Raw genomic sequence first — 19,923 nt, 5'->3', positions numbered from 1 at the left:
TCGGGATGGGATAACACCATAAAGAGCATTACCCCAAGCGCTCGGTGTTGCACCCACCCCCGGAGACAAAGCGAGAACTCCCCCCCCCCCCCCCACGGGGGGCGCGGGTTTCGTGCGAAATCCGCGCCCCGCTTCCTAGTCCGCCACGCCCCACGCGTGGCCGCGCACCATTCCGGAACGACCTCTCAGACGACCACGACCCGGCGCCCGCGCGCGTGCCCGGCATGGCTGTCGATGTGCGCCGCCGCGGCCTCGGCGAGCGTGTACGACTTCTCGACCGGGATGTGGAGCTTTCCCCGCGAGATGAGGCCGGCTGCCTCGGCGAGCGCTTCCGGCACGCTCCCGGCCACACCGGAGAATCGGACACCGAGCTTCGGCGCACCGAGATCGGCGATGGAGATGACCTTCTGCGGATCCCCGGTCAGCTCGACGAGCTCGCGGATCACGCCCGAGCCGGCCAGATCGAGAGCCGCGTCGACGGGGCCGAGCTCCCGCACCCGCTCGACCCAGCCCTCGCCGTACGTCGTGGCGACGGCACCCAGGCTGCGCAGGTAGTCCTGGTTCGCGGCCCCAGCCGTGCCGATCACCGTGATGCCGCGGTCGCGGGCGATCTGCAGCACCGCCGATCCGACCCCGCCGGACGCGCCGCTGACCAGCAGCGTCTGCCCGGACCGCACGCCGACCTCGCGGATGATGCGCAGCGCGGTCTCCACCACGGACGGATACCCGGCCGCCTCTTCGAACGTCAGGCCCTCGGGCATGCGGGCCCAGGCCGACAGCACGGCGAACTCGGCATAGGTGCTCGAGCCTTCGCCGAACACGCGGTCGCCGACCTCGACCCCTTCGACGCCCTCGCCGACCTCGTCCACCACGCCGGATGCGTCGAGCCCGACTCCGGCGGGCAACTCGATCGGATGGGACTCCAGTAACTGGCCTTCACGGATCCTCCAGTCGACGGGATTCACGCCCGCCGCCCGGACGGCGATGCGTACCTGTCCGGGGCCCGCGTGGGGCTCCTCGGCATCTACGAGTTGCAGAACGTCCGGGCCGCCGAACTCGGCGAAGCTCACTCTCCTCATGCGGTCGACCGTAACACTAACGGTTAGTCTTTAAAAACGGTTACGCCTTTGTATCTGATAGTGTCAGGACATGACCGTGCCGCCCGGACGTCGTGAGCGAAAGAAGGCCGCGACCCGCCAGAAGATCGCTGACACCGCCCTGCGGCTCTTCCTGGAGCGCGGGTACGACGCGGTGGGCATCCGTGACGTGGCCGCTGAGGCGGACGTGGCCGTCACCACGCTCTTCTCCCACTTCGCCTCGAAAGAGGCCCTGGTGTTCGAGCAGGACGAAGACTTCGAGCAACGACTCGCGCAGGCGGTCACCGGCCGGGCGCCGCACGAGCCGCTCATCCCTGCGCTGCGCCGCGAAATCCAGGCCCTGGTGCGGCATTGCACGGCGGACAGCGCCGCCCCGATCTGGCGCATGGTCGACGAATCACCTGCCCTGCGGGAGTACGAGGAGTCGATGCGGCTGCGCCATGCGGAGTCGCTGGCAACGGCCATCGCCGCCGATCCCGGCCTGTCGCTGACCACAACGGCCTGCCGGACGATCGCGAGGTTCGTGATCGACGCCTATTCGCTGGCCCGCGAGGCGGCCGATCCGGAGGCCGCGGTGGACGAGATCTTCCGGATGATCGAGGCGGCCTGGGAGGTCGCCTGCTCTTCTCGGCGTGCACGAGGACCTGTCCCTCCAGGTAGGACAGAGGCCGGTCGGGGATGAGGGCCTGCTGATCGGCCGGCTGGTCCAGGACCGCGGCAGATGCAGCGCCCGGTCGATCGGGGGCGTGCGCCTTCGAGCCGGCGCCGGCCAGGTAGACCGCGACCTGGCTGTGCTCGATTCAGCCGCCGACCAGCGGGAGGATCTGCGCTACGGCCACCGCGCGATCGTCTTCGGTCCGCACGACCAAGATCCTCTAGCTGCGGCCGCGCCACTGCGTGGGGCGAGTTGCCCACTCTCCACCCGCCTTCTGCTTCCCGAATGGAATTGAAGCAGAAGGCTTTGCGGGACAGCTGTTTTCAGGTGTCCGAACCCCGCCCGGTAGCCACACGCATGTCCATCCAACCCGCAGCAGGAGTGGACTGCGCCTCGTGCCCCGTCGGGCCAGCGGGGGAGGGCGGTGTGGTCGGTTGCGCGTATTCGGGGGAGCTTTGGTCCGCGAACGCACCGTCGGCCCGCTCGCGTTGGCATACTCGGGGCAGTCGCTCAGGAGGTGCCGATGGAGCTGGGACTGACCGACACCACGCTGTCCGGTGGAATCACCTTGATCGAGGTGACCGGCGAGCTCGACGTCTACACCGCGCCGATCCTGCGGAACCGGCTGATCGATGCTGTCAACCGCGGCGAGTACCGGCTGATCGTGGATCTGACCGGGGTGGAGTTCCTGGACAGCACGGGGCTCGGCGTGCTGGTCGGCGGCCTGAAGCGGGTGCGAGCCCACGACGGCGCCCTGGTCCTGGTGTGCAGCGCCGAGCGGATCCTCAAGATCTTCCGGGTAACGGGCTTGACCAGGGTCTTCCAGATCGAACCGGACGTGGCCTCGGCCCGGGTCCGGTGCGCCGACCGCACGGCCGCTCTCGCCCGGCCGGAACCCGACGTCGAATCCGTCGGCTGGCACTGGGTTCCCGGCCGGATCTATCTGAGCGAAGAGCAAGGCCACCGGGACGTGCAGGCCGCGGTGGAACGGGCGCTCGAAACCTTCGGTCTGGAATTCGGCCACGCTTTCACGCCCGAGTCCGGGTCGTGGTTCGGCGAGTTCCTGATCCGGTTGAAGAACTCGGGCACGCTGCCGACCAAGGAGGAGCAGTTCCTCAAGCTCAGCAGGGCGTTGGAACTGCGCGTGCTGGACCGGCAGCAGGCCGAGGTCGACGCCGCCCAGGGAGCGGCCGTGGCGGGCCTGATCCAGTCGCTGAAAGACACCCCGCGAGCCGTCGTGCAGGTCGGCTCGGTGCTGCTGGTCAAGGTGGACGAGGTGATCGTGGTGCGCAACCTGACCCAGGTCGAACTGGCGCACTGGGAACGCAACCCCGCCCTGTTCCGCGATCCCGCCGCCGCCCTGCTGGAACTCCAGCAGGCGACGTCCGATGACGCCGTGGCCCCGCATCCGGGCAACAGCCACGAACGAGCGGCATCTCCCCACCGCACCGCATGACGCCGCTTCCGTCGTCGGGTTGCGGACGCTCAGCGCCGGGTGGGTGGCGTGCTTGCGGTTGGTGAGCATGATCGCTCGTCCGGCCTGTCCCGCCTCGGTCGTTTGAATGTCATTTCGCTGTCGTGGTGCTGGGCTGATCGGGCGAGTGGGTGGGGTTCGCCGGTGAGGGCGGCGAGCGCAGTGGCGATTTCTTGGCAACCCGAGGTATCCGCCGCGCGTCTCCTGGGCGTAGGAGATCACCGGCTGAGAGGCAGCGATGTCGAGGAGAACCGGAACGACCGTGGCCACGGCGCTGATCGTGGTCGTGGGCACGGCGGGCACGGCGTTGGCGCACGGAACCTGGACGCGTGAGGAGTTCCCGGCCAGGCCCGAGACGGCGTCCTACGTGAGCACCGTGTCCAGCGGTGGCGGCGCGACCTGGGCGTTCGGCAGCTACAGCCCGCCCGGCTCGCCGACGTCCATCACCGCGCAGGCGTTCCGCCGCGAGGAGACCGGTCGCTGGGTGGAGGTTCCGGTGCCGAACGTCGGCCAGATCGTGGGCTCCCGCGGTCACCGGCCCGGACAACGCTTGGGCGGTCAGCCAGTTCACCAAGGTCAGCCGGGGCGCGACGTTGCACTGGGACGGGCAGGCGTGGGCCGAGGTGCCGCTGGAGGTGCCGGACGCTCCCCGGGTCTCGCCCCACGACGTCACGGCCGTCGGCCCCGATGTCTGGGCCGTGGGCAACGCCTATCGCGACGGCGAATCCCCGCTCTCGCGGAGCTTCGCGATGCGCTGGGCCGACGGCGGCTGGCAGGGGGCTCCGCTGCCGCCCGCCACCGATGAGCAGAACTTCTCCAGCGTCGGCGGCGCCGCGCCGGACGACCTCTGGATGGCCGGCACGACCGTTGCACGGCCGCAGCAGATCGTTGCGATGCACTGGGACGGCGCGCAGTGGAGCCACGCGCAGGTGCCACCGCTTGAGACCACGGACTCGGATTTCCTCACCGTGCACGACGTCGCGGCCTTCGCGCCGGACGACGTCTGGATCTCGGCGACCCAGAAGCCCTACGACGCCCCCGGGCACGGCCAGCCGATCCTGATGCACTGGGACGGCGACCAGTGGATCCGCGAGCAGACCTCCGTGCCACCCGGCGGCACCGGGAAGCTCGTGCACGCCGACGGTGCACTGTGGAGCCTCGGCGCCGGTGCGCTGCTGCGCTACGACGGCACCTCGTGGCAACAGGTCGACGGGCCGCAGGAAGGTTCCCTCGGCAACGGTGCCGAACTCCCGGACGGCCGCCTGGTCGGCACCGGCAGCGCCGGCGATCCGATGACCCCGCAGCCGTTCGCGACCGTCCAGAACCGCTGACCCACCCGATTTGCCCTGCGGCTCCCGGTTCTCCTCGATGATCGTCCTCTTAGGACATGGAGATCGGGAGCCGCAGGTTCGAATAGGTGACGACGGGATGCCGGTGCGGTTCTATCGACGCGCTCCACGTGAGCGACCGAGGAACGCTTCGACGGCGTGCACGAGCTCGCCGGGCGCTTCTTCCGGGACGTAGTGGCCGCCGGGAACGGAATGACCGCTCACGGCGGCCGGATCGGCGTGGTGCTCCCGCCAGACGCGCACGACGTCGCGGCGGGCGAGGCCGCCTTCGGCGCCCCACAGGACGAGTAGCGGCGCTTGCAACCGCAGCCCGCGATCGTGATCCGCCTCGTCGAGTTCGAGGTCCGTCGTGAAGCCCGTCCGGTAGTCCTCAAAGGACGCCCGCAGGTGCCCCGGGTCGCTGAACGCGGCGACGTAGTGATCGAACGTTTCCCGGTCGACGGCACCGGAATCGAGGACGCGGGCGAAGAAGTGGCCGAGGTACGCCTCGACGTTCCCCGTGATCAGCTTCTCGGCCAGCTCGGGCTGCCGGTGGAAGAACCAGTGCCACATCGCGCTCGCCGAGTCGATGTCGAACGAGCGCATGACGACCCTGGTCGGCAGGATGTCCAGCAGCACCAGCGCAGTCACCTCCGCGGGCCGGTCGAGCGCCCACCGGTGTGCGACGCGGGCGCCGCGGTCGTGGCCGATCACCACCGCCGATTCGTGCCCGAGGTGGCGGATCAGGCCGCTCAGGTCGGCCGCGGTGGAACGCTTGTCGTAGCCCGAACCGGCCAGCCCCGAAGCGCCGTACCCGCGCAGGTCCGGGGCGACGACGGTGCGGCCGAGGCTGAGCGGCTCCACGACGTGGCGCCAGCAGGCGCCGGTCTGCGGCCATCCGTGGAGCAGCACGACGAGCTCCGGCCCGTCGCCGACGACCCGGTAGGCCAGCTCCACGTCGTCCAGGCGCACCGACTCGACGTTGTCCCGAAGCATTCTTCTCCCTTGTTGCACCAGCGTTTTGCGGACGGTCCGGCAGCGGACATCAACCCTCGGCCGCGACGGCCGACGGGTGCCGGGCGAGCAGGCCGTCGAGGCGCGAACCGACGTCCGCGCAGTTGCGGCGCACGACCGACAGGAACGACGCGAGCACCGGCGACCCGTCGGTCACCCGGAAGGACATCTGCAGGTACGGCAGCTGGAATCGCGGCGTGACATCGCAGAACCAGATGTCGTTGCGGGCGATCAGCCGCATGCGGTCGGGGCCGAGACCGACCCCCGCGCAGCAGGCGGCCAGGCCGGCGATCGTGTGGACGTCCCGCGCCATCGTGGCACCGTCGAGGGCGGCCGGGGCCGACCTGAACGCCGGCCGCAGGTACGAGCTCACCGCGTCCGGGCTGGCGATGAGGTGCTCCTGGGCGAGTTGCTCCACGTCGATGGACGGCAGCCCGGAGTACGGATGCGTCGCGGACACGACGGCCACCAGGTGATCGGTCCCGATCGGCACGGTGACCAGGTCCTCCGCCCCGGCGCCGCGCGGGCTGCCCCGGCCCACCGCGACGTCCAGCTCACCGGCGAGGAGGGCCGCCGCCGCGGTCGGGCTGTCCAGCTCCTGGAGCGCCAGCCGGACGGCCGGGTGGGTGCGGCGGAACCTGCCGAGCACCCCCGGCAGGGGGTCGAGCAGCGCGGATCCGGTGAACCCGATCCGCAGCCGCCCGGTCTCCCCGCGCGCCGCGCGGCCTGCGTCGATGCCGGCGAGCCTCATCTCGGCGAGCGCGGTGCGCGCCCGGGCGAGGAACGCTTCTCCGGCCGCGGTCGGGAGGACGCCACGAGAGGTGCGGTCGAACAGCCGCTCGCCGACTTCCCGTTCCAGGGCGGCGATCTGCGTCGACAGGGGAGGCTGGGCGATCCCCAACGACGCCGCCGCGCGACCGAAGTGCTGGTGCTCGGCGAGCGCGAGCGCGTAGCGGAGGTGGCGGGCTTCCATGCGCTCACGATACTTACAGAGTATTGCGGAGGCCATTGTGAGATATGCCGGTGGATGAGGCCGGTTGATGTGGTGTGACCTGAACGGGTCGATGATCACCACTCCAGAAGGGCATCACCATGACCCGCCCGTCCTCCTCCGAGACCGTCGCCGTACTCGTGCACGGCGCCTGGCACTCCGCGCTGCACTGGGCCGCGACGCAGCGCGCCCTCGCGCGCCACGGTCTCGCCAGCGTCGCAGTCGACCTCCCCGGCAGCGGGCTCGACGCACCCGTCCCGACCGGCTTCCTCGCGCCCGGTCAGCCCGGGCTCACCAGCGAGAAGTCGGCCCTGAGCGACGTCACGATGCAGGACAGCACCGATGTCGTGCTCGACGCCCTCGTCGACGTCCGCACGCGGTACCGCAACGTCGTCCTGGTCGCCCACAGTGCGGGCGGTGGCCCCGCCTCGGCGGCCGCGGAGCAGGTTCCCGAGCTCATCGACCACCTCGTGTACCTGTCGTCGTTCGTCCCCGCCGGCCGCCCCCGGGCCGCCGACTACATGGAAGCCCCGGAGCACGCGGCCGCCGTCCAGCTCCCGGCGGTCGGCGATCCGGCGGAGCTGGGTGCCTTCCGGATCAATCCGCTGTCCGCTGATCCGGCCGACGTCGTCGCCATCCGCCGGGCCTTCCTGAGCGATCTGCCCGCGACGGCGCCGGATTCCTGGCGGCAGTTCCTGCACCCGGACCTGCCGCTGAGCACCTTCACCACGGCGGTACCGGTCTCGCCCGGGCGCTGGGGGCGCATCCCGCGCACCTTCATCCGGCTGACCGACGACCTGGCGATGCCGCCGGCGACCCAGGACCTGATGATCGCGGAAGCCGACCAGGTGGTGCCGGACCGGCCGATGGCGGTGCGCTCGCTGCCGGGCGGCCACTCGCCGTTCATGACGCGACCAGTGGAGCTGGCGACGCTGCTCGCCACCGTCGCCTTGCAGCCGGTCACTCGATGACGGACCCGCATTCCGGTGTGCCGGCAGGACGTTTCGTCCTGCCGGTCGTCCTGTCCGGGGTCTTCGTCCAGCTCGTCAGCGTGACCGTCATGCAGGTGGCGGTGCTCGACGTGCAGCGGGATCTCGGTGCCGGCCCGGGCGAGGGACAGCTCGTCCTGGCCGGCTACACCCTCACCTACGCCTGCTCGCTGATCCTCTCGGCACGGCTGGGCGACCGGTACGGGTACCGGCGGATGTTCGTCACCGGGATGGCGGTGTTCACCGGTGCGGCGATCGGGTCGGCCGCGGCGCCCGAAGCCTGGCTGCTGGTCGCGGGCCGCCTGGTGCAGGGCGTCGGCAGCGGGATCATGGCCCCGCAGATCTTGTCGATCATCCAGTCGGCGCTGCCCGCGAGCCGCCGTCCCGCCGCGCTGAGCGCCTACGGCGCGACCATGGCGGCGGCATCGCTGGCGGGCCCGTTGCTGGGCGGAGTCCTGGTCCAGCTCGATCCGCTGGGCCTGGGCTGGCGGGCCGCGATGCTCCTGACCGTTCCGGTCGGGCTCGCCGCCCTCCTGCTCTCGCCCTCGCTGCCGTCCGTCCGAACAGGACGGACCGGTGGGCGCATCGATTCGATCGGAGCGGGCCTGAGCCTGGTGGGAACGGCACTGCTGGTGCTGCCGCTGACGGTGGGGCGCGACGCGGGCTGGCCGATGTGGACGTGGGCGAGCCTGGCGTCGGCGGTGGCGGTGCTGGCCGGATTCGCGGTTTCCCAGCGAAGAGCGGCAGATCCGCTCGTCCACCCCGCCGCGCTGGCCGACCCGTCGACGAGGTGGGGACTGGGGGTCGTGCTCGTCTTCAACGCCGGGGTGCCCTCCTTCACCCTGCTGCTGTCGATTCACCTGCAGGGCACGCAAGGCTGGAGCCCGGTGCAGACGGCGCTGACGATCACCCCCTACGCCGTCGGGGCGCTGGGCGGCAGCGGTGTCGCGAACGTCCTCGGGAAGCGCTTCGGGGCCTGGACCCTGGCCGCTTCGGCCGTCGCGATGGGGATCGTGTCCGTCGCCGTCGCGGCGACCGTTGACGATCCGGCCACCAGGTGGGTGCTGTGGCTCGTCCTGGGCCTGGGCGGAGTCGCCTTCGGGATGTTCACCGCCTCGGCGTTCACCCAGATCATCGCCAGGGCCCGAGCCGAAGCCGCAGTCTCGGTCTCGGGCCTGCTGCCGACGGCGCAGCAGCTCGGCGGGACGCTGGGAGTCGCGCTCGCGGGTGTGGCCTACTCGACGCCCGCCACGAGCAGCGGCGATGCGATGTGGCACGCGATGACGTACGAGGCGGTGGTGTTCGCCCTGGCGGCGGCCTTCGCGGTCCGCCTCCTCACCCACCACGAGGCCGTTCACCACGGGCAACCCACCGCCAACGCGGCATAGATCGGGGGAGCGCCACCTGCCGGAAACCGGGGACGCCGGTCAGAGGCGTGTGGTGTGGTCGGTGGTGTCCAGGGTGCGGGTGAGGGCGTGGGCTTCGTGGAGGAGGAGGGCGCCGAGTTCGGGTTGCCGCTCCGGGCGGAAGCGGGTCTCGATGCCGGTCAGCGTCAGGGCCCATGCCGGTTGCCCGGCGCGGTCGAACACCGCCGCCGCCATGCCCCAGCTCCCCTCGACCACCAGGCCGGGGTTGACGGCGTAGCCGTCGCGGCGGGTGCGGGCGATGCGGGCGCGCACCGCCTCGGGGGAGTGCGTCCCGCCCCACCGGCCCGTCAGATCGGTCCGCTCCAGGTAGGCGTCGATCTCCGCGTCGCCGAAGAAGGACAGGATGACCAGGCCGGCGGAGACGACGCCGAGCGGGAACCGGGCGCCCTCGTAGAGCACGAACGACCGGATCGGGAAGTCGCCGTCCTCGCGGAGCAGGCACACCGTCTCCTCGCCCCGCAGGGCCGAGAAGAACGCGCTCTCGCCGGTCTTCGCCGCCAGTCGGTGCACGCTCGCGCGGGCGTGGTGCGTGACGTCGTAGCGGGTGCCCGCCGTCTGCCCCAGCAGGTACAGCTCGGGGCCTAGGAACCACCGGCCGGTGCGCCGGTCGCGGTCGACGAACCCCTCGTCCGCCAGGGAGCTGAGCAGGCGGTGCACGGTCGGCCGGGGGAGGTCCGTGGCCCGGGCGAGGTCGCTGGTGGCCGCCCCCGCCTCGTTGACGGCCGACAGCGCCCGGAGCACGGAGCCGACCCGGCCGATCAGATGGGCGTTCGCGCTGGTGCTCATGCCCGCATCCTAGCGTTCACTCAGTGAACGCTCAGGATGGGCAATGGTCATCCGATGAACGGATCGGCCGTCGTTCGGCCTTGTTTCTTGCGGTGAACAGCAAGTTGCTTCTTTACTGCTGCTGTTCGTCCAGCGGACCGATGAAGAGGTGATGAGTTGTCAAAGCTGCGCCCGAGTGCGGCGGAGGCACTGGCCGACGTGCTCGAAGACGGGATGACGATCGCCGTCGGAGGCTTCGGCCTGTGCGGCATCCCGAGCGACCTCATCGAGGTCGTCCGCGACAGCGGGGTCACCGGTTTGACGTTGGTCTCCAACAACATGGGCGTCGACGGCAAGGGGCTCGGGCTGCTGCTCGAGAACCGCCAGGTCGCCAAGGTGATCGCGTCCTACGTCGGCGAGAACAAGCTGTTCGCCCAGCAGTACCTGGACAAGGAGCTGGAGGTGGAGTTCGCGCCGCAGGGGACGCTGTCCGAGCGGATGCGGGCCGGCGGCGCGGGCATCGCCGCGTTCTACACCCGCGCCGGCGTCGGGACCCCGGTGGCCGACGGCAAGCCGTTGGCGGAGTTCGACGGCGTGACCTACGTCCAGGAGCGGGCGATCATCGCCGATGTGGCGCTCGTGCACGCGCACACCGCGGACCCCGCGGGCAACCTCGTCTACCGGTCGAGCGCGCGGAACTTCAACCCGGTCGTCGCAACCTGCGCGAAGGTCGCGGCGGTCGAGGTCGAGCACCTGAGCGAGGAGTACCTCGACCCGGAACTGGTCGTGACCCCGGGCATCTACGTCGACCGGCTGGTCCTCGCCCGGCCCCGCATCAAGGACATCGAGAAGCGCACGGTGCGCCCCCGCGCCACCGCCCCGGCCGACTAGGGAGTGTTTCGAAATTGGTTTGCGTGGCGGTGCGGGTGGCGGAACCTCAGAGGCCTTCTCGCTGTGGGATCCCCGACATCATGAATGACCAATTCACCACGTCGGGGCTGTCCTCGCGAGAAGACCTCTGAGAACCCGCGGCGGTGCCGGCTGCGTCCCACACCGCAAGCGGCTGCCGCCGCTTATTAAACGACCTAGGAGCAACCATGACCTGGACCCGCGACGAGATGGCGGCGCTGGCCGCCGCCGAACTCCGCGACGGCGACTACGTCAACCTCGGGATCGGCATCCCGACCCTGGTCGCCAACCACATCCCGGACGGCGTGCAGGTGACCCTGCAGAGCGAGAACGGCATCCTGGGCCTGGGGCCGTTCCCCTACGAGGGCGAGGAGGACGCCGACCTCATCAACGCCGGGAAGCAGACCGTCACGATCAATCCCGGGGCGAGCTACTTCGACTCCGCGGTCTCCTTCGGGATGATGCGCGGCGGGCACATCGACATCGCCGTCCTGGGCGCGCTCCAGGTTAGTGAGGGCGGTGACCTGGCGAACTGGACGATCCCCGGCGCCCTGGTGAAGGGCATGGGCGGCGCCATGGACCTGGTCGTCGGCGCCCGCCGGATCGTCGTGCTCACCGACCACGTGGCCAAGGACGGCAGCCCGAAGATCGTCGAGCAGTGCACGCTGCCGCTGACCGGTGCGGGCGTGGTCGACCGGATCGTCACGGACCTGGCGGTGCTCGACGTGACCGCGGAGGGCCTCAGCCTGGTCTCGCTGGCCCCGGGCGTCACCGAGGGCGAGGTCCGGGAGAAGACCGGTGCCAAGATCCGGCAGCCGGTCGCGACGGCGTGACTTTCCGAGCAGGCGTAGCGGTTCTTGGCCGCGATGGACGGAATTGGGGAGTAGAGCAGTGAACAGTGCACGGAGCGGCAGCGGTTCTGTGATCGTGGCGGGGGCGCGTACTCCGATGGGGCGGTTGCTGGGCTCGCTGAAGGGTTTCTCGGGTGCGCAGTTGGGTGGGTTCGCGATCCGGGCTGCGTTGGAGCGGGCCGGGGTGCGGCCGGATCAGGTCGAGTACACGATCATGGGTCAGGTGCTGACCGCGGGTGCGGGGCAGATTCCGGCGCGGCAGGCCGCGGTGGCGGCGGGTATTCCGATGGGTGTGCCGGCGTTGACGATCAACAAGGTGTGCTTGTCGGGGCTGGATGCGATCGCGTTGGCGGATCAGTTGATCCGGGCGGGTGAGTTCGATGTGGTGGTCGCGGGTGGTCAGGAGTCGATGACGGGGGCGCCGCATTTGCTGGCGGGGTCGCGTGAGGGCTTCAAGTTCGGTGATGTGCAGATGCTGGATCACATGTCGCATGATGGTTTGTTCTGCGCGTTCGATCAGGTCGCGATGGGGTTGTCCACGGAGAAGCACAACGCGCGGTACGGGTTGACGCGGGAGGAGCAGGACGCGTTCGCGGCGCGGTCGCATCAGCGGGCGGCGGCGGCTGTGCAGCGGGGTGTGTTCGCGGAGGAGATCGTGCCGGTGGAGGTGTCGCGGCGTAAGGGTGATCCGTTGGTGGTGGACGCGGATGAGGGTATTCGCGGGGATACCACGGTGGAGGGGTTGGCGAGGTTGCGTCCGGCGTTCGCCTCGGATGGGACGATCACGGCGGGGTCGGCGTCGCAGATTTCCGATGGTGCGGCGGCGGTGGTGGTGATGAGCCGGGCCAAGGCCGAGGAGTGGGGGTTGTCCTGGCTGGCCGAGGTCGGTGCGCATGGTGTGGTCGCGGGGCCGGATGCGAGTCTGCATGAGCAGCCGTCGAATGCGATCAAGGCGGCGTGCGCCAGGGAGCGGATCGAGGCGGGGGAGCTGGATCTGGTGGAGGTCAACGAGGCGTTCGCGGCGGTGGGGATCGTGTCGACGCGTGCGTTGGGTGTTGATGAGCAGCGGGTCAACGTCAATGGTGGTGCGATCGCGTTGGGGCATCCGATCGGGATGTCGGGTGCGCGGTTGGCGTTGCATCTGGCGTTGGAGTTGAAGCGTCGTGGTGGTGGGGTCGGTGCGGCGGCGTTGTGCGGTGGTGGTGGGCAGGGCGACGCCCTGATCCTCCGCGTACCGACCGCCTGACGGACGAAAAGCCCGCTGACATGTGCGGAAAGCCCATGTCAGCGGGCTTTTTCGGCTGGGGTCGCCGAGTCAGCGGCGCCAGTTCGGTTCGCGCTGTTCCAGGAACGACGCGATGCCTTCGCGAGCCTCCTCGGTGGTGATGATCTGCGCGGCGCGCGTTGCCGCGGTGTCCGCTTCCTGCTCCAGGGAGCCGCGGATGGCGGCGGCGGTCAGCTGCTTCGTGGCGGCGAGGGCCGCTGGAGCGGCGCCCCGCAATCCGTCGAGGACGGGAGCGAGGGCTTCGTCGACGTCGTCGGCGACGGCCGACACCAACCCGATGCGCGCTGCCTCCGCGGCGTCGAATCGTTCACCGGTGAGGAAGTAGCGGCTCACCGCCCGCCTGTCGAGGCGGGGAAGGAGCGTGGTCGACGAGACGACCGGCGTCAGCCCGAGGCGCACGTCGATGATCGCGAAGGTCGCGGTCGTCGCGGCAACCGCGATGTCGCAGGCGCCGAGCAGTGCGAGGCCGGCTGCCCTGGCGTGGCCGGTCACCCGGGCGACGACGGGCTTGGGCGATCCGGCTATTTCCCGGAGCAGGCCGAGGACCTGTCGCGGCCCGGTCGCGTGGTCGGCCATGCCGAGGGCCTCGCGCACGTCGATCCCGGCGCAGAACACGGGGCCGGTGTGGGTGATCAGGATCGCCCGTACGTCCACATCGGACGATTCCTGGGCAAGCGCTCGGGTCAGCTCGGTGATGAGGGCGGTGGACAAGGCGTTCCGGTTCTGCGGTGAGTCGAGCGTGAGCGTGGCGATGCCGCGGTCGTAGGAACGCAGCACGTGTGCGGGCGTGGGCATGTTCGTGCGACTCCGAAGATCGAGCTGCCAGTGGCAGGCTCTCCAGCCGTTGTGGGCTAGGAAAGCGGGGTTCGGTACGTCTCGCGGAGCGTCAAGACGGTGATCAACGTCAGCGCGGTGCACCCGACGAGGTACCAGCCGTACCAGGAGACGTGCCCGGCGGCCTGCAGGGCGGTCGCGATGGTCGGGGCGGTCCCGCCGAAGATCGCCACAGCGACCGAGTACGGCACGCCGACTCCGGTGACGCGCACGCGAGCGGGGAAGATCTCCACCATCACGGCTGCCGCGATCGCCGTCATGCAGCTGAGGAGCAGCAGGCCCGCGGCCTGGACGAGGATCAGCCGGATCATGCTGCCACCGGCCAGATCCAGCAGCGGAACGGCGCCCGCGCAGAAGCCCACCGAGTAGACCAGGAGCAGGGGTTTGGCTGAGCACCCGGGAGTAGCCGTAGCCGGGGGCCCGCGTCGGTTCGAGCGAAGCGCCGGCGAGGTGCTCGACCAGGTTGAAGGCGATCATCGTGTCGGCCATCGGCACCTCGACGTGCTGCCCGAGGCCGGTCCGGTCCCGGTGGCGCAGGGCGGCGAGCAGGGACTGGACGATCACCAGGCCGCAGACCTTGTCCGCGATGACGGTCGGCACGTAGTACGGCTCGCCGGTGACGCGTTCGTTGAGCGCGACCAGGCCGGAAGCGGCCTGCAGGATGTCGTCGTAGGCCGCGTTGCCGCTCAGCGGCGAGTCGCTCCGGAAACCCTGGGCGTTGACGTAGACCAGGCCTGGGTTGATCTCCGCCACGTCGTCGTAGGACAGGCCGAGGCGGCGCAGGGCGTCCGGCCGGACGTTGGTGAGGAAGGCATCCGCGGTGCGCAGCAGCGCCAGCAGCGCGTCATGCCCGGTCGCCGTCTTCAGGTCGAGTTCCACGCTGCGCTTGTTGCGGTTGATGTTCAGGGTGGCGCCCGCCATGCCCTGGTTCCGCTTGGGCTCGAAATGCCGGGTCGGGTCGCCTCCCGGGGCCTCGATCTTGATGACGTCCGCGCCGAGGTCGCCGAGCTGCGCGCCCGCGTAGGGGCCCATGACCACCGTGGCCAGCTCGACGATCCGCAGCCCGGACAGCGGGCCCTCGGGGGCGGGATGTTCCGTCGCCATGGTCAATTCCTCCTGCGATCGGCCGGGCGCACCACGGGAGTTCAGGTGGCGCGCGGACCATTGAAAGCGGGTGAATTGATCCATCGCCAATATTTCTTTGGCGTCGATTGATAGGATCAACCATATGGATCTGACGCCGCGGCTCCTGGAGCAGTTCGTGGTCCTCGCCGAGGAGCGGCATTTCGGACGCGCGGCAGAGCGGCTCTCGATGAGCCAGCCCCCGCTCAGCCAGGCACTTCAGCGGCTGGAGCGGCAACTCGGCGTGCCGCTGCTGGTGCGCAGCACGCGCGCAGTGCGGCTGACCCCCGCAGGTGAGGCCTTCGCGCAGGACGCGCGGCGACTGCTGGACGCGCAGGCCTCCGCGGTCGAACGGGCCAGGCGGATCGCCCACGGCGCCGAGGGCGAACTGCAGCTGGGCTACGTCAGCGGCCTCGCCCACGCGTTCCTGCCGCGCCTGCTCCGCGAGGCCCGGCAGCACCTCCCAGGCTTACGCCTGCACCTCCACCAGAACCTCTCGAGCGAACTCGTCGCCTCGGTCCGTTCCGGGTTCCTCGACCTGGCATTCGTCCGTGGTCCGGTCGCCGATGCCGACGGCGTCGACCTCCAGGACCTCGGCTTCGAACGATTCGTCGTCGCACTGCCCGAGGAGCATTCCCTTGCCGGGCGCGACATCCTGCGGCTGGACGACCTCGTCGACGAGGACTTCGCCTTGCCGTCGTTGACTGCGCTCGCGGCCCTCGCCGAGCAGGTGAGCGCCGCGTGCCGGGCCGTCGGGTTCACGCCGCGCGAGCTGGCCCGGGCCGACAGCCTCTCGGGACTGCTCGCCGGCGTGGCCGCAGGAGGCGCGGTGGCACTGGTGCCGGAACAGGTGGGTGCGAGCAGCCCGGCCGGCATCGTCTTCCGGCCGCTCGAAGATCCGACCGGGTTCCTCACCATGGCGACCTTCGCCGCCATGCGCGATCACCACAACGACCCGGCCGTGCTGCGCCTCCTGGACCTGCTCAAGCCGTTCGACGACGCAGGCCGGGCCGGGTGATCGCGACGCACCCCGCGTCACGCGTCCGGGGCGCGTCCGGCGGCCGCGTTCCGGGCCATCAGGCCGCGTGCGGTGCGAACTCGCGACTGCTGTGCGCCATGTGGCTGCGGAGGTGCTCGGGGCATCGCCCCCGGTAGAGCGGTGACGCGGTGGCGCAGGCATGGATCGGCTGGCGACCAGGCCGCACGGCGGACCGACCGGCCAGACCTTCGGCCTCGCGCGACGACGACTGTGACCACGTGATCGGAACAGACGCGCCGATGGCCCATCGGGGGACTTCCGGCCCTGTGCTCGGCCGCCAGGCGGGTTCCACCCTCGTGCTGTGCTGGGAAGTGGTCGTCTTTTCGGCCACCGCGAACCCGGCTCCGGATCGGGATGCGTCGATGGCGAGGTTCGGCGGCCTCGCCCTGGGGAGGCGCGATGGCCCACTTCGCACGAGATCGCGCAGCCCTGCTGCGAAGCATCGGGCTGGCGGGAGGCGTCCTGGCCTTCGCGACCGCATGCGTGCCCGTCGGGGAGGAGCCCGCCGGCAGCGGACCTGGAACGCCCCCGCCACCGACGACGGCCCCGCCGGTCACCGGCGGAGCCATCGCGGTCCAGACCCGCGAAGTGCCCAACCTCGGCGCCGTGCTCACGGGCCCGGACGGGCGCACGGTGTACCTGTTCGACAAGGATCGAAGCGACCAGCCGGCCTGCCTGGAGGCGTGCGCCGGCGATTGGCCGCCGCTGACCACGACCGCTCCGCCCATCGCGGGTCCGGCCGTGAACCCGGCCCTGCTCGCCACGGCCCGGCGCCCGGACGGGAGCACGCAGGTCGTCTACAACGGACACCCGCTGTACTACTACGTCGGCGATGAACTGGCGGGCCAGGCCAATGGCCACACCGTGAATTCCAACGGTGGCAACTGGTACGCGATCTCACCCGCGGGGAACCGGATCGGCGGGTAGGACGGTCGGGCGCCGGAGCACGGGAGATGAGGACCATGGCACACGCGGGACACGGGGGCGTCCACTACCCGAGCGCCCGGGAGTCCTGGGCCGGCGGGGTGGAGCTGTTCGCCGCGGTGATGATGATCATCATCGGGTTCTTCCACGTCATCGTCGGACTCGCGGCGATCCTGCGGAGCTCGTACTACGTCGTCACCCAGGACTACGCCTTCAGCATCGACGTGACGACGTGGGGATGGGTGCACCTGGTGCTGGGCGTCCTGGTCGGGGTCACCGGGATCGCGTTGACCGCGGGCCAGTCCTGGGCGCGGGTCGCCGGCCTGATCATCGCCGGCCTCAGCGCCCTGGGGAACTTCTTGTTCATCCCGTACGCCCCGGTGTGGTCGCTGCTCATCATCGTGATCGACGTCGCCGTCATCTGGGCGCTGGCCGTGGATCTCCGGGAACAACCGGCTCGCCGGACGGTCCCGGACGACTAGGGCGTGTCCGGCAAGTCGGTGCGCAGCCACAAACGATGGCCGCGATGATGATCTCCGACCGGTGGTGGGCCACTACGCTTCGCGTAGCGGGTGGCCAGGGCGCGGAACTGCGCGGGCAACACGCCGACGAGGTGCGCTTCGTCCGGGATCTGACGGTTGGCGGAACCGGCCGACCCGCCGACCGATGAGTTCCGGGGCGTGCGGAGGTCACAGCCTGCGGGACCGCTGGCAGACCGACGCGCTCGTACCCGGAGGAGACGCATGGCAAAGCTCATCTACTCGATGATCACCTCGCTCGACGGCTACGCCGAGGCGGCGGAGGGCGACCTCGGCACCGGGGCCGCCGACGACCAGGAGGTGCATACCTTCGTCAACGACCTCTTCCGCCCCGTCGGCACGTACCTCTACGGCCGGCGGATGTACGAGACGATGGTCTACTGGGAGACCGCGCACACCGAGCCCGACCAGCCGCCGCACATCCTGCAGTACGCCCGCGACTGGCAGGCCGCGGAGAAGATCGTGTACTCCACGACGCTTGAGTCGGTGTCCAGCGCGAGGACCAGGATCGAGCGGACCTTCGACCCGGACGCGGTCCGCAAGCTCAAGGCCGAGGCTGATCACGACCTCACCGTCGACGGCCCGAACCTCGCGGCCCAGGCGATCGCGGCCGGCCTGGTGGACGAGTACCACCTGTTCATCACCACGAGCGTGGTCGGCGGCGGCAAGCGGTTCTTCCCCGACGGCGTGCGCCTCGATCTCGAGCTGGTCGAGGAGCGTGGCTTTGACAGCGGACTGATCTACGCGCGCTACCGGACCCGCTGAGCCGCACCGGGTTTTGCCCTGCCGGCGGCTGAGCCGGGGCAGGTGAGACCGAGCCGCAGGCGAGGAGCGGAGCGCCAGCGCGTTGGGTGCCCGGTCGGGATCATTCGACGCGTGCGGGCGCCGCCTCCTCCTCGCCGGGCAGGCGGATGTCGATGACCTCGATGTTCACCTCCACGACCTGCAGCCCGGTCATGCGTTCCACGGCGGTGATGACGTTGCGCCGCACCGCTCGCGCCAGCTCCACCAAGGAAACGCCGTAATCCACGATGATCTGCAAGTCGATCGCGGTCTGCTTCTCGCCCACCTCCACGTTCGCGCCCGAGGTCTGCGCGGCGCTGGCGCCGGGAATGCGCTCCCTCAGCGCGCCGAACGCCCGTGCCATCCCGCCGCCCAGCGCGGCCACCCCGGGGACTTCGCGGGTGGCCGTCACCGCGATCTTCTGCACCACCACGACCCCGATCGTCGTGCGTCCCTGACCGGTCTCGGCGACTTCTCCGGTCGTCGTGGTCCACCTGACAGCCTCGGTGGTCTCCGCCTGCTCTTTCGATGTTCTTCCGCCCGATTCGGCCATCGCTGCCGTCTCCCTGTTCGATTTCGGCTCGCGCGCGTCTCGCCTCGAGATTCGGTGATGACTGGCTGCCCACCAGTCTGCGACGTTCGCGCATCGTTGGCAGGTCGTCGCAGGGCGTGCTCGTCGGGCAGTGCCGAACGCGTGGCCGGCCGTCGCCGGGGGAGGCCGTCAGCTTAATGTTGCTTAACGTTCAGCGAGCGCCTTAGGTTCACCCCGGATCTGAGATCCGCATCGCACGTCAAGGGAGACTCGGCTGTGGAGATCGCGACTCGTCGCTCCTCGCGCCGACCGGGCACGGTCTCGGCGGCCGCGGTGGCGCGCGCCGCCGGCGTTTCCACCGCCGCCGTCTCCTACGTCATGAACGGAAAGGGCGGGGTGGCGCCGGAAACGCGCCGGCACATCCTCGCCGTCGCCGATGAAATCGGTTTTCGCCCGCCGAACCGGGGAGGACCGGTCGACCCGAATCGCACCCGCGTCATCGGGCTGGTGCAACCCAACATCATCAATCCGACCTATCCGCGATTCGCGCAGAGCATCGTTTCCGCGGCCGCCGAAGCCGGGTACGAGGTATTCGTCGCGACCACCCAGGACGACCTCCGGACGCTGGGCAAGGTCTCCAGCAGCCTGGTGCACCGCAACGTCGACGGGGTCGTCCTGAGCGCCGCGTTCCGGGAGGACGCCACCGCGTTGCGGACCCTGCGCGCCGCCCGGATCCCGTACGTCTACCTGTCGCGGAGATCCCAGTACCTGGAGGGCGATTTCGTCGGCATCGACGACGCCGCCGCGGCGACGTCGCTGATGGAGCACGTGCTGGCGCACGGCCACACCGACATCGCCGCCGTGATCGGGCCGCGGTTCTCCTCGGCGTCCTCGGCCCGGGAGCAGGCCTTCGTGTCGACCGCCCGCGCGCACGGCATCGACATCGGCGGCGACCGCAAGATCAGCACCGAGCTCAACAGCGACGGCGGCCGCCGCGCGGCGGCCCGCCTGTTCGCCCGCGACGATCCGCCGAGCGCCATCGTGTGCGGCAGCGACGAGCTCGCGATCGGCATCCTGGAGTACGCGGTGGAACACGGCATCCGGGTACCCGAGGACGTCGCGGTGACCGGGCACGACGGCATTCCGCACAGCATGTCCGGGCTGATCGGGCTCACCACCGTCATGCAGCCGCACGAGGAAATGGGCCGGGAGGCCTTCGGAATGCTGCTCAAACGCATGGAAAAGCCGTCGAACAGCTACCAGACGCTGGTGTGCGCGCACCGCCTGCACATCGGCCGGACCTGCGGTTGCGAACCGACCCGGGCCGCCGAGAAATCCCGCCGCTGAAAAAGCGAATTCCCGAAG

General features: G+C 70.3%; 19 protein-coding genes. 13 read left to right on the top strand and 6 right to left on the bottom strand.

Annotation, left to right across the window (positions count from 1 at the left end):
- Nucleotides 1-185: 185 nt before the first annotated feature.
- Nucleotides 186-1,079: an NADP-dependent oxidoreductase gene (locus AC07EQ_RS28925; protein WP_478391023.1), complete on the bottom strand. Its 894-nt coding sequence runs from the start codon at nt 1,077-1,079 to the stop codon at nt 186-188.
- A 70-nt stretch (nt 1,080-1,149) separates the two neighbouring features.
- Between AC07EQ_RS28925 and AC07EQ_RS28920 the strand changes: the two genes are divergently transcribed.
- From AC07EQ_RS28920 to AC07EQ_RS28910, 3 genes are all read left to right on the top strand, one after another.
- Nucleotides 1,150-1,779, top strand: a complete 630-nt coding sequence (locus tag AC07EQ_RS28920) for a TetR/AcrR family transcriptional regulator (RefSeq protein ID WP_478391022.1) — start codon at nt 1,150-1,152, stop codon at nt 1,777-1,779.
- 496 nt (nt 1,780-2,275) lie between these two features.
- Nucleotides 2,276-3,208, top strand: coding sequence for an STAS domain-containing protein (locus AC07EQ_RS28915; protein ID WP_478391021.1), 933 nt, complete (start codon nt 2,276-2,278; stop codon nt 3,206-3,208).
- A gap of 611 nt (nt 3,209-3,819) precedes the next feature.
- On the top strand, nt 3,820-4,557 hold the full coding sequence (locus tag AC07EQ_RS28910; RefSeq protein ID WP_478391020.1) for a hypothetical protein: 738 nt from the start codon (nt 3,820-3,822) through the stop codon (nt 4,555-4,557).
- 111 nt (nt 4,558-4,668) lie between these two features.
- On the opposite strand, the gene AC07EQ_RS28905 is transcribed toward AC07EQ_RS28910, so the two are convergent.
- Nucleotides 4,669-5,550 (bottom strand): alpha/beta fold hydrolase, encoded by an 882-nt coding sequence (locus tag AC07EQ_RS28905; RefSeq protein WP_478391019.1) that lies wholly within the window; start codon nt 5,548-5,550, stop codon nt 4,669-4,671.
- 49 nt (nt 5,551-5,599) lie between these two features.
- The gene (locus tag AC07EQ_RS28900) at nt 5,600-6,541 is read right to left on the bottom strand and encodes a LysR family transcriptional regulator (protein ID WP_478391018.1); all 942 of its coding nucleotides are present in this window, start codon (nt 6,539-6,541) and stop codon (nt 5,600-5,602) included.
- A gap of 119 nt (nt 6,542-6,660) precedes the next feature.
- On the opposite strand from AC07EQ_RS28900, the gene AC07EQ_RS28895 reads away from it, so the two are divergent.
- A complete protein-coding gene (locus tag AC07EQ_RS28895; protein ID WP_478391017.1) occupies nt 6,661-7,530 on the top strand; it encodes an alpha/beta fold hydrolase in 870 nt (289 codons plus the stop codon).
- On the top strand, nt 7,527-8,936 hold the full coding sequence (locus AC07EQ_RS28890) for an MFS transporter (RefSeq protein ID WP_478391016.1): 1,410 nt from the start codon (nt 7,527-7,529) through the stop codon (nt 8,934-8,936). Before AC07EQ_RS28895 ends, AC07EQ_RS28890 begins: the two co-directional genes overlap by 4 nt.
- Before the next feature lie 39 nt (nt 8,937-8,975).
- On the opposite strand, the gene AC07EQ_RS28885 is transcribed toward AC07EQ_RS28890, so the two are convergent.
- Nucleotides 8,976-9,761 carry an IclR family transcriptional regulator gene (locus tag AC07EQ_RS28885; protein WP_478391015.1) on the bottom strand — a complete coding sequence of 262 codons (786 nt, stop codon included), beginning with the start codon at nt 9,759-9,761 and terminating at the stop codon, nt 8,976-8,978.
- Nucleotides 9,762-9,917: 156 nt separating this feature from the next.
- On the opposite strand from AC07EQ_RS28885, the gene AC07EQ_RS28880 reads away from it, so the two are divergent.
- The 3 genes from AC07EQ_RS28880 (at nt 9,918) to AC07EQ_RS28870 (ending at nt 12,746) form a co-directional block, all read left to right on the top strand.
- On the top strand, nt 9,918-10,631 hold the full coding sequence (locus AC07EQ_RS28880; protein WP_478391014.1) for a CoA transferase subunit A: 714 nt from the start codon (nt 9,918-9,920) through the stop codon (nt 10,629-10,631).
- A 206-nt stretch (nt 10,632-10,837) separates the two neighbouring features.
- A complete protein-coding gene (locus tag AC07EQ_RS28875; protein WP_478391013.1) occupies nt 10,838-11,482 on the top strand; it encodes a CoA transferase subunit B in 645 nt (214 codons plus the stop codon).
- Between the two features lie 58 nt (nt 11,483-11,540).
- Nucleotides 11,541-12,746 carry an acetyl-CoA C-acetyltransferase gene (locus tag AC07EQ_RS28870; protein ID WP_478391042.1) on the top strand — a complete coding sequence of 402 codons (1,206 nt, stop codon included), beginning with the start codon at nt 11,541-11,543 and terminating at the stop codon, nt 12,744-12,746.
- A 69-nt stretch (nt 12,747-12,815) separates the two neighbouring features.
- Here AC07EQ_RS28870 and AC07EQ_RS28865 read toward each other — a convergent pair whose 3' ends face one another.
- Nucleotides 12,816-14,723, bottom strand: coding sequence for an enoyl-CoA hydratase family protein (locus AC07EQ_RS28865; protein WP_478391012.1), 1,908 nt, complete (start codon nt 14,721-14,723; stop codon nt 12,816-12,818).
- Between the two features lie 124 nt (nt 14,724-14,847).
- Between AC07EQ_RS28865 and AC07EQ_RS28860 the strand changes: the two genes are divergently transcribed.
- The 4 genes from AC07EQ_RS28860 (at nt 14,848) to AC07EQ_RS28845 (ending at nt 18,008) form a co-directional block, all read left to right on the top strand.
- Nucleotides 14,848-15,759: a LysR family transcriptional regulator gene (locus tag AC07EQ_RS28860; RefSeq protein WP_478391011.1), complete on the top strand. Its 912-nt coding sequence runs from the start codon at nt 14,848-14,850 to the stop codon at nt 15,757-15,759.
- A gap of 420 nt (nt 15,760-16,179) precedes the next feature.
- Nucleotides 16,180-16,707, top strand: coding sequence for a COG4315 family predicted lipoprotein (locus tag AC07EQ_RS28855; RefSeq protein WP_478391010.1), 528 nt, complete (start codon nt 16,180-16,182; stop codon nt 16,705-16,707).
- A 35-nt stretch (nt 16,708-16,742) separates the two neighbouring features.
- The gene (locus AC07EQ_RS28850) at nt 16,743-17,186 is read left to right on the top strand and encodes a DUF7144 family membrane protein (protein ID WP_478391009.1); all 444 of its coding nucleotides are present in this window, start codon (nt 16,743-16,745) and stop codon (nt 17,184-17,186) included.
- A 261-nt stretch (nt 17,187-17,447) separates the two neighbouring features.
- Nucleotides 17,448-18,008 (top strand): dihydrofolate reductase family protein, encoded by a 561-nt coding sequence (locus AC07EQ_RS28845; protein ID WP_478391008.1) that lies wholly within the window; start codon nt 17,448-17,450, stop codon nt 18,006-18,008.
- Between the two features lie 100 nt (nt 18,009-18,108).
- On the opposite strand, the gene AC07EQ_RS28840 is transcribed toward AC07EQ_RS28845, so the two are convergent.
- A complete protein-coding gene (locus tag AC07EQ_RS28840; protein WP_478391007.1) occupies nt 18,109-18,579 on the bottom strand; it encodes an Asp23/Gls24 family envelope stress response protein in 471 nt (156 codons plus the stop codon).
- 255 nt (nt 18,580-18,834) lie between these two features.
- On the opposite strand from AC07EQ_RS28840, the gene AC07EQ_RS28835 reads away from it, so the two are divergent.
- Nucleotides 18,835-19,905 (top strand): LacI family DNA-binding transcriptional regulator, encoded by a 1,071-nt coding sequence (locus tag AC07EQ_RS28835; protein ID WP_478391006.1) that lies wholly within the window; start codon nt 18,835-18,837, stop codon nt 19,903-19,905.
- Nucleotides 19,906-19,923: the final 18 nt, after the last annotated feature.

It is taken from the genome of Saccharopolyspora sp. NPDC045839 (assembly GCF_056431645.1).
This window is presented reverse-complemented; position numbering and strand designations above follow the sequence as displayed.

Coding starts and splice junctions, on each gene's coding strand:
- AC07EQ_RS28885 (WP_478391015.1), bottom strand. CDS start 9,761: ATGAGCACCAGCGCGAACGCCCATCTGATCGGCCGGGTCGGCTCCGTG.
- AC07EQ_RS28875 (WP_478391013.1), top strand. CDS start 10,838: ATGACCTGGACCCGCGACGAGATGGCGGCGCTGGCCGCCGCCGAACTC.
- AC07EQ_RS28845 (WP_478391008.1), top strand. CDS start 17,448: ATGGCAAAGCTCATCTACTCGATGATCACCTCGCTCGACGGCTACGCC.
- AC07EQ_RS28915 (WP_478391021.1), top strand. CDS start 2,276: ATGGAGCTGGGACTGACCGACACCACGCTGTCCGGTGGAATCACCTTG.
- AC07EQ_RS28900 (WP_478391018.1), bottom strand. CDS start 6,541: ATGGAAGCCCGCCACCTCCGCTACGCGCTCGCGCTCGCCGAGCACCAG.
- AC07EQ_RS28890 (WP_478391016.1), top strand. CDS start 7,527: ATGACGGACCCGCATTCCGGTGTGCCGGCAGGACGTTTCGTCCTGCCG.
- AC07EQ_RS28855 (WP_478391010.1), top strand. CDS start 16,180: ATGGCCCACTTCGCACGAGATCGCGCAGCCCTGCTGCGAAGCATCGGG.
- AC07EQ_RS28925 (WP_478391023.1), bottom strand. CDS start 1,079: ATGAGGAGAGTGAGCTTCGCCGAGTTCGGCGGCCCGGACGTTCTGCAA.
- AC07EQ_RS28850 (WP_478391009.1), top strand. CDS start 16,743: ATGGCACACGCGGGACACGGGGGCGTCCACTACCCGAGCGCCCGGGAG.
- AC07EQ_RS28920 (WP_478391022.1), top strand. CDS start 1,150: ATGACCGTGCCGCCCGGACGTCGTGAGCGAAAGAAGGCCGCGACCCGC.
- AC07EQ_RS28905 (WP_478391019.1), bottom strand. CDS start 5,550: ATGCTTCGGGACAACGTCGAGTCGGTGCGCCTGGACGACGTGGAGCTG.
- AC07EQ_RS28840 (WP_478391007.1), bottom strand. CDS start 18,579: ATGGCCGAATCGGGCGGAAGAACATCGAAAGAGCAGGCGGAGACCACC.
- AC07EQ_RS28895 (WP_478391017.1), top strand. CDS start 6,661: ATGACCCGCCCGTCCTCCTCCGAGACCGTCGCCGTACTCGTGCACGGC.
- AC07EQ_RS28860 (WP_478391011.1), top strand. CDS start 14,848: ATGGATCTGACGCCGCGGCTCCTGGAGCAGTTCGTGGTCCTCGCCGAG.
- AC07EQ_RS28865 (WP_478391012.1), bottom strand. CDS start 14,723: ATGGCGACGGAACATCCCGCCCCCGAGGGCCCGCTGTCCGGGCTGCGG.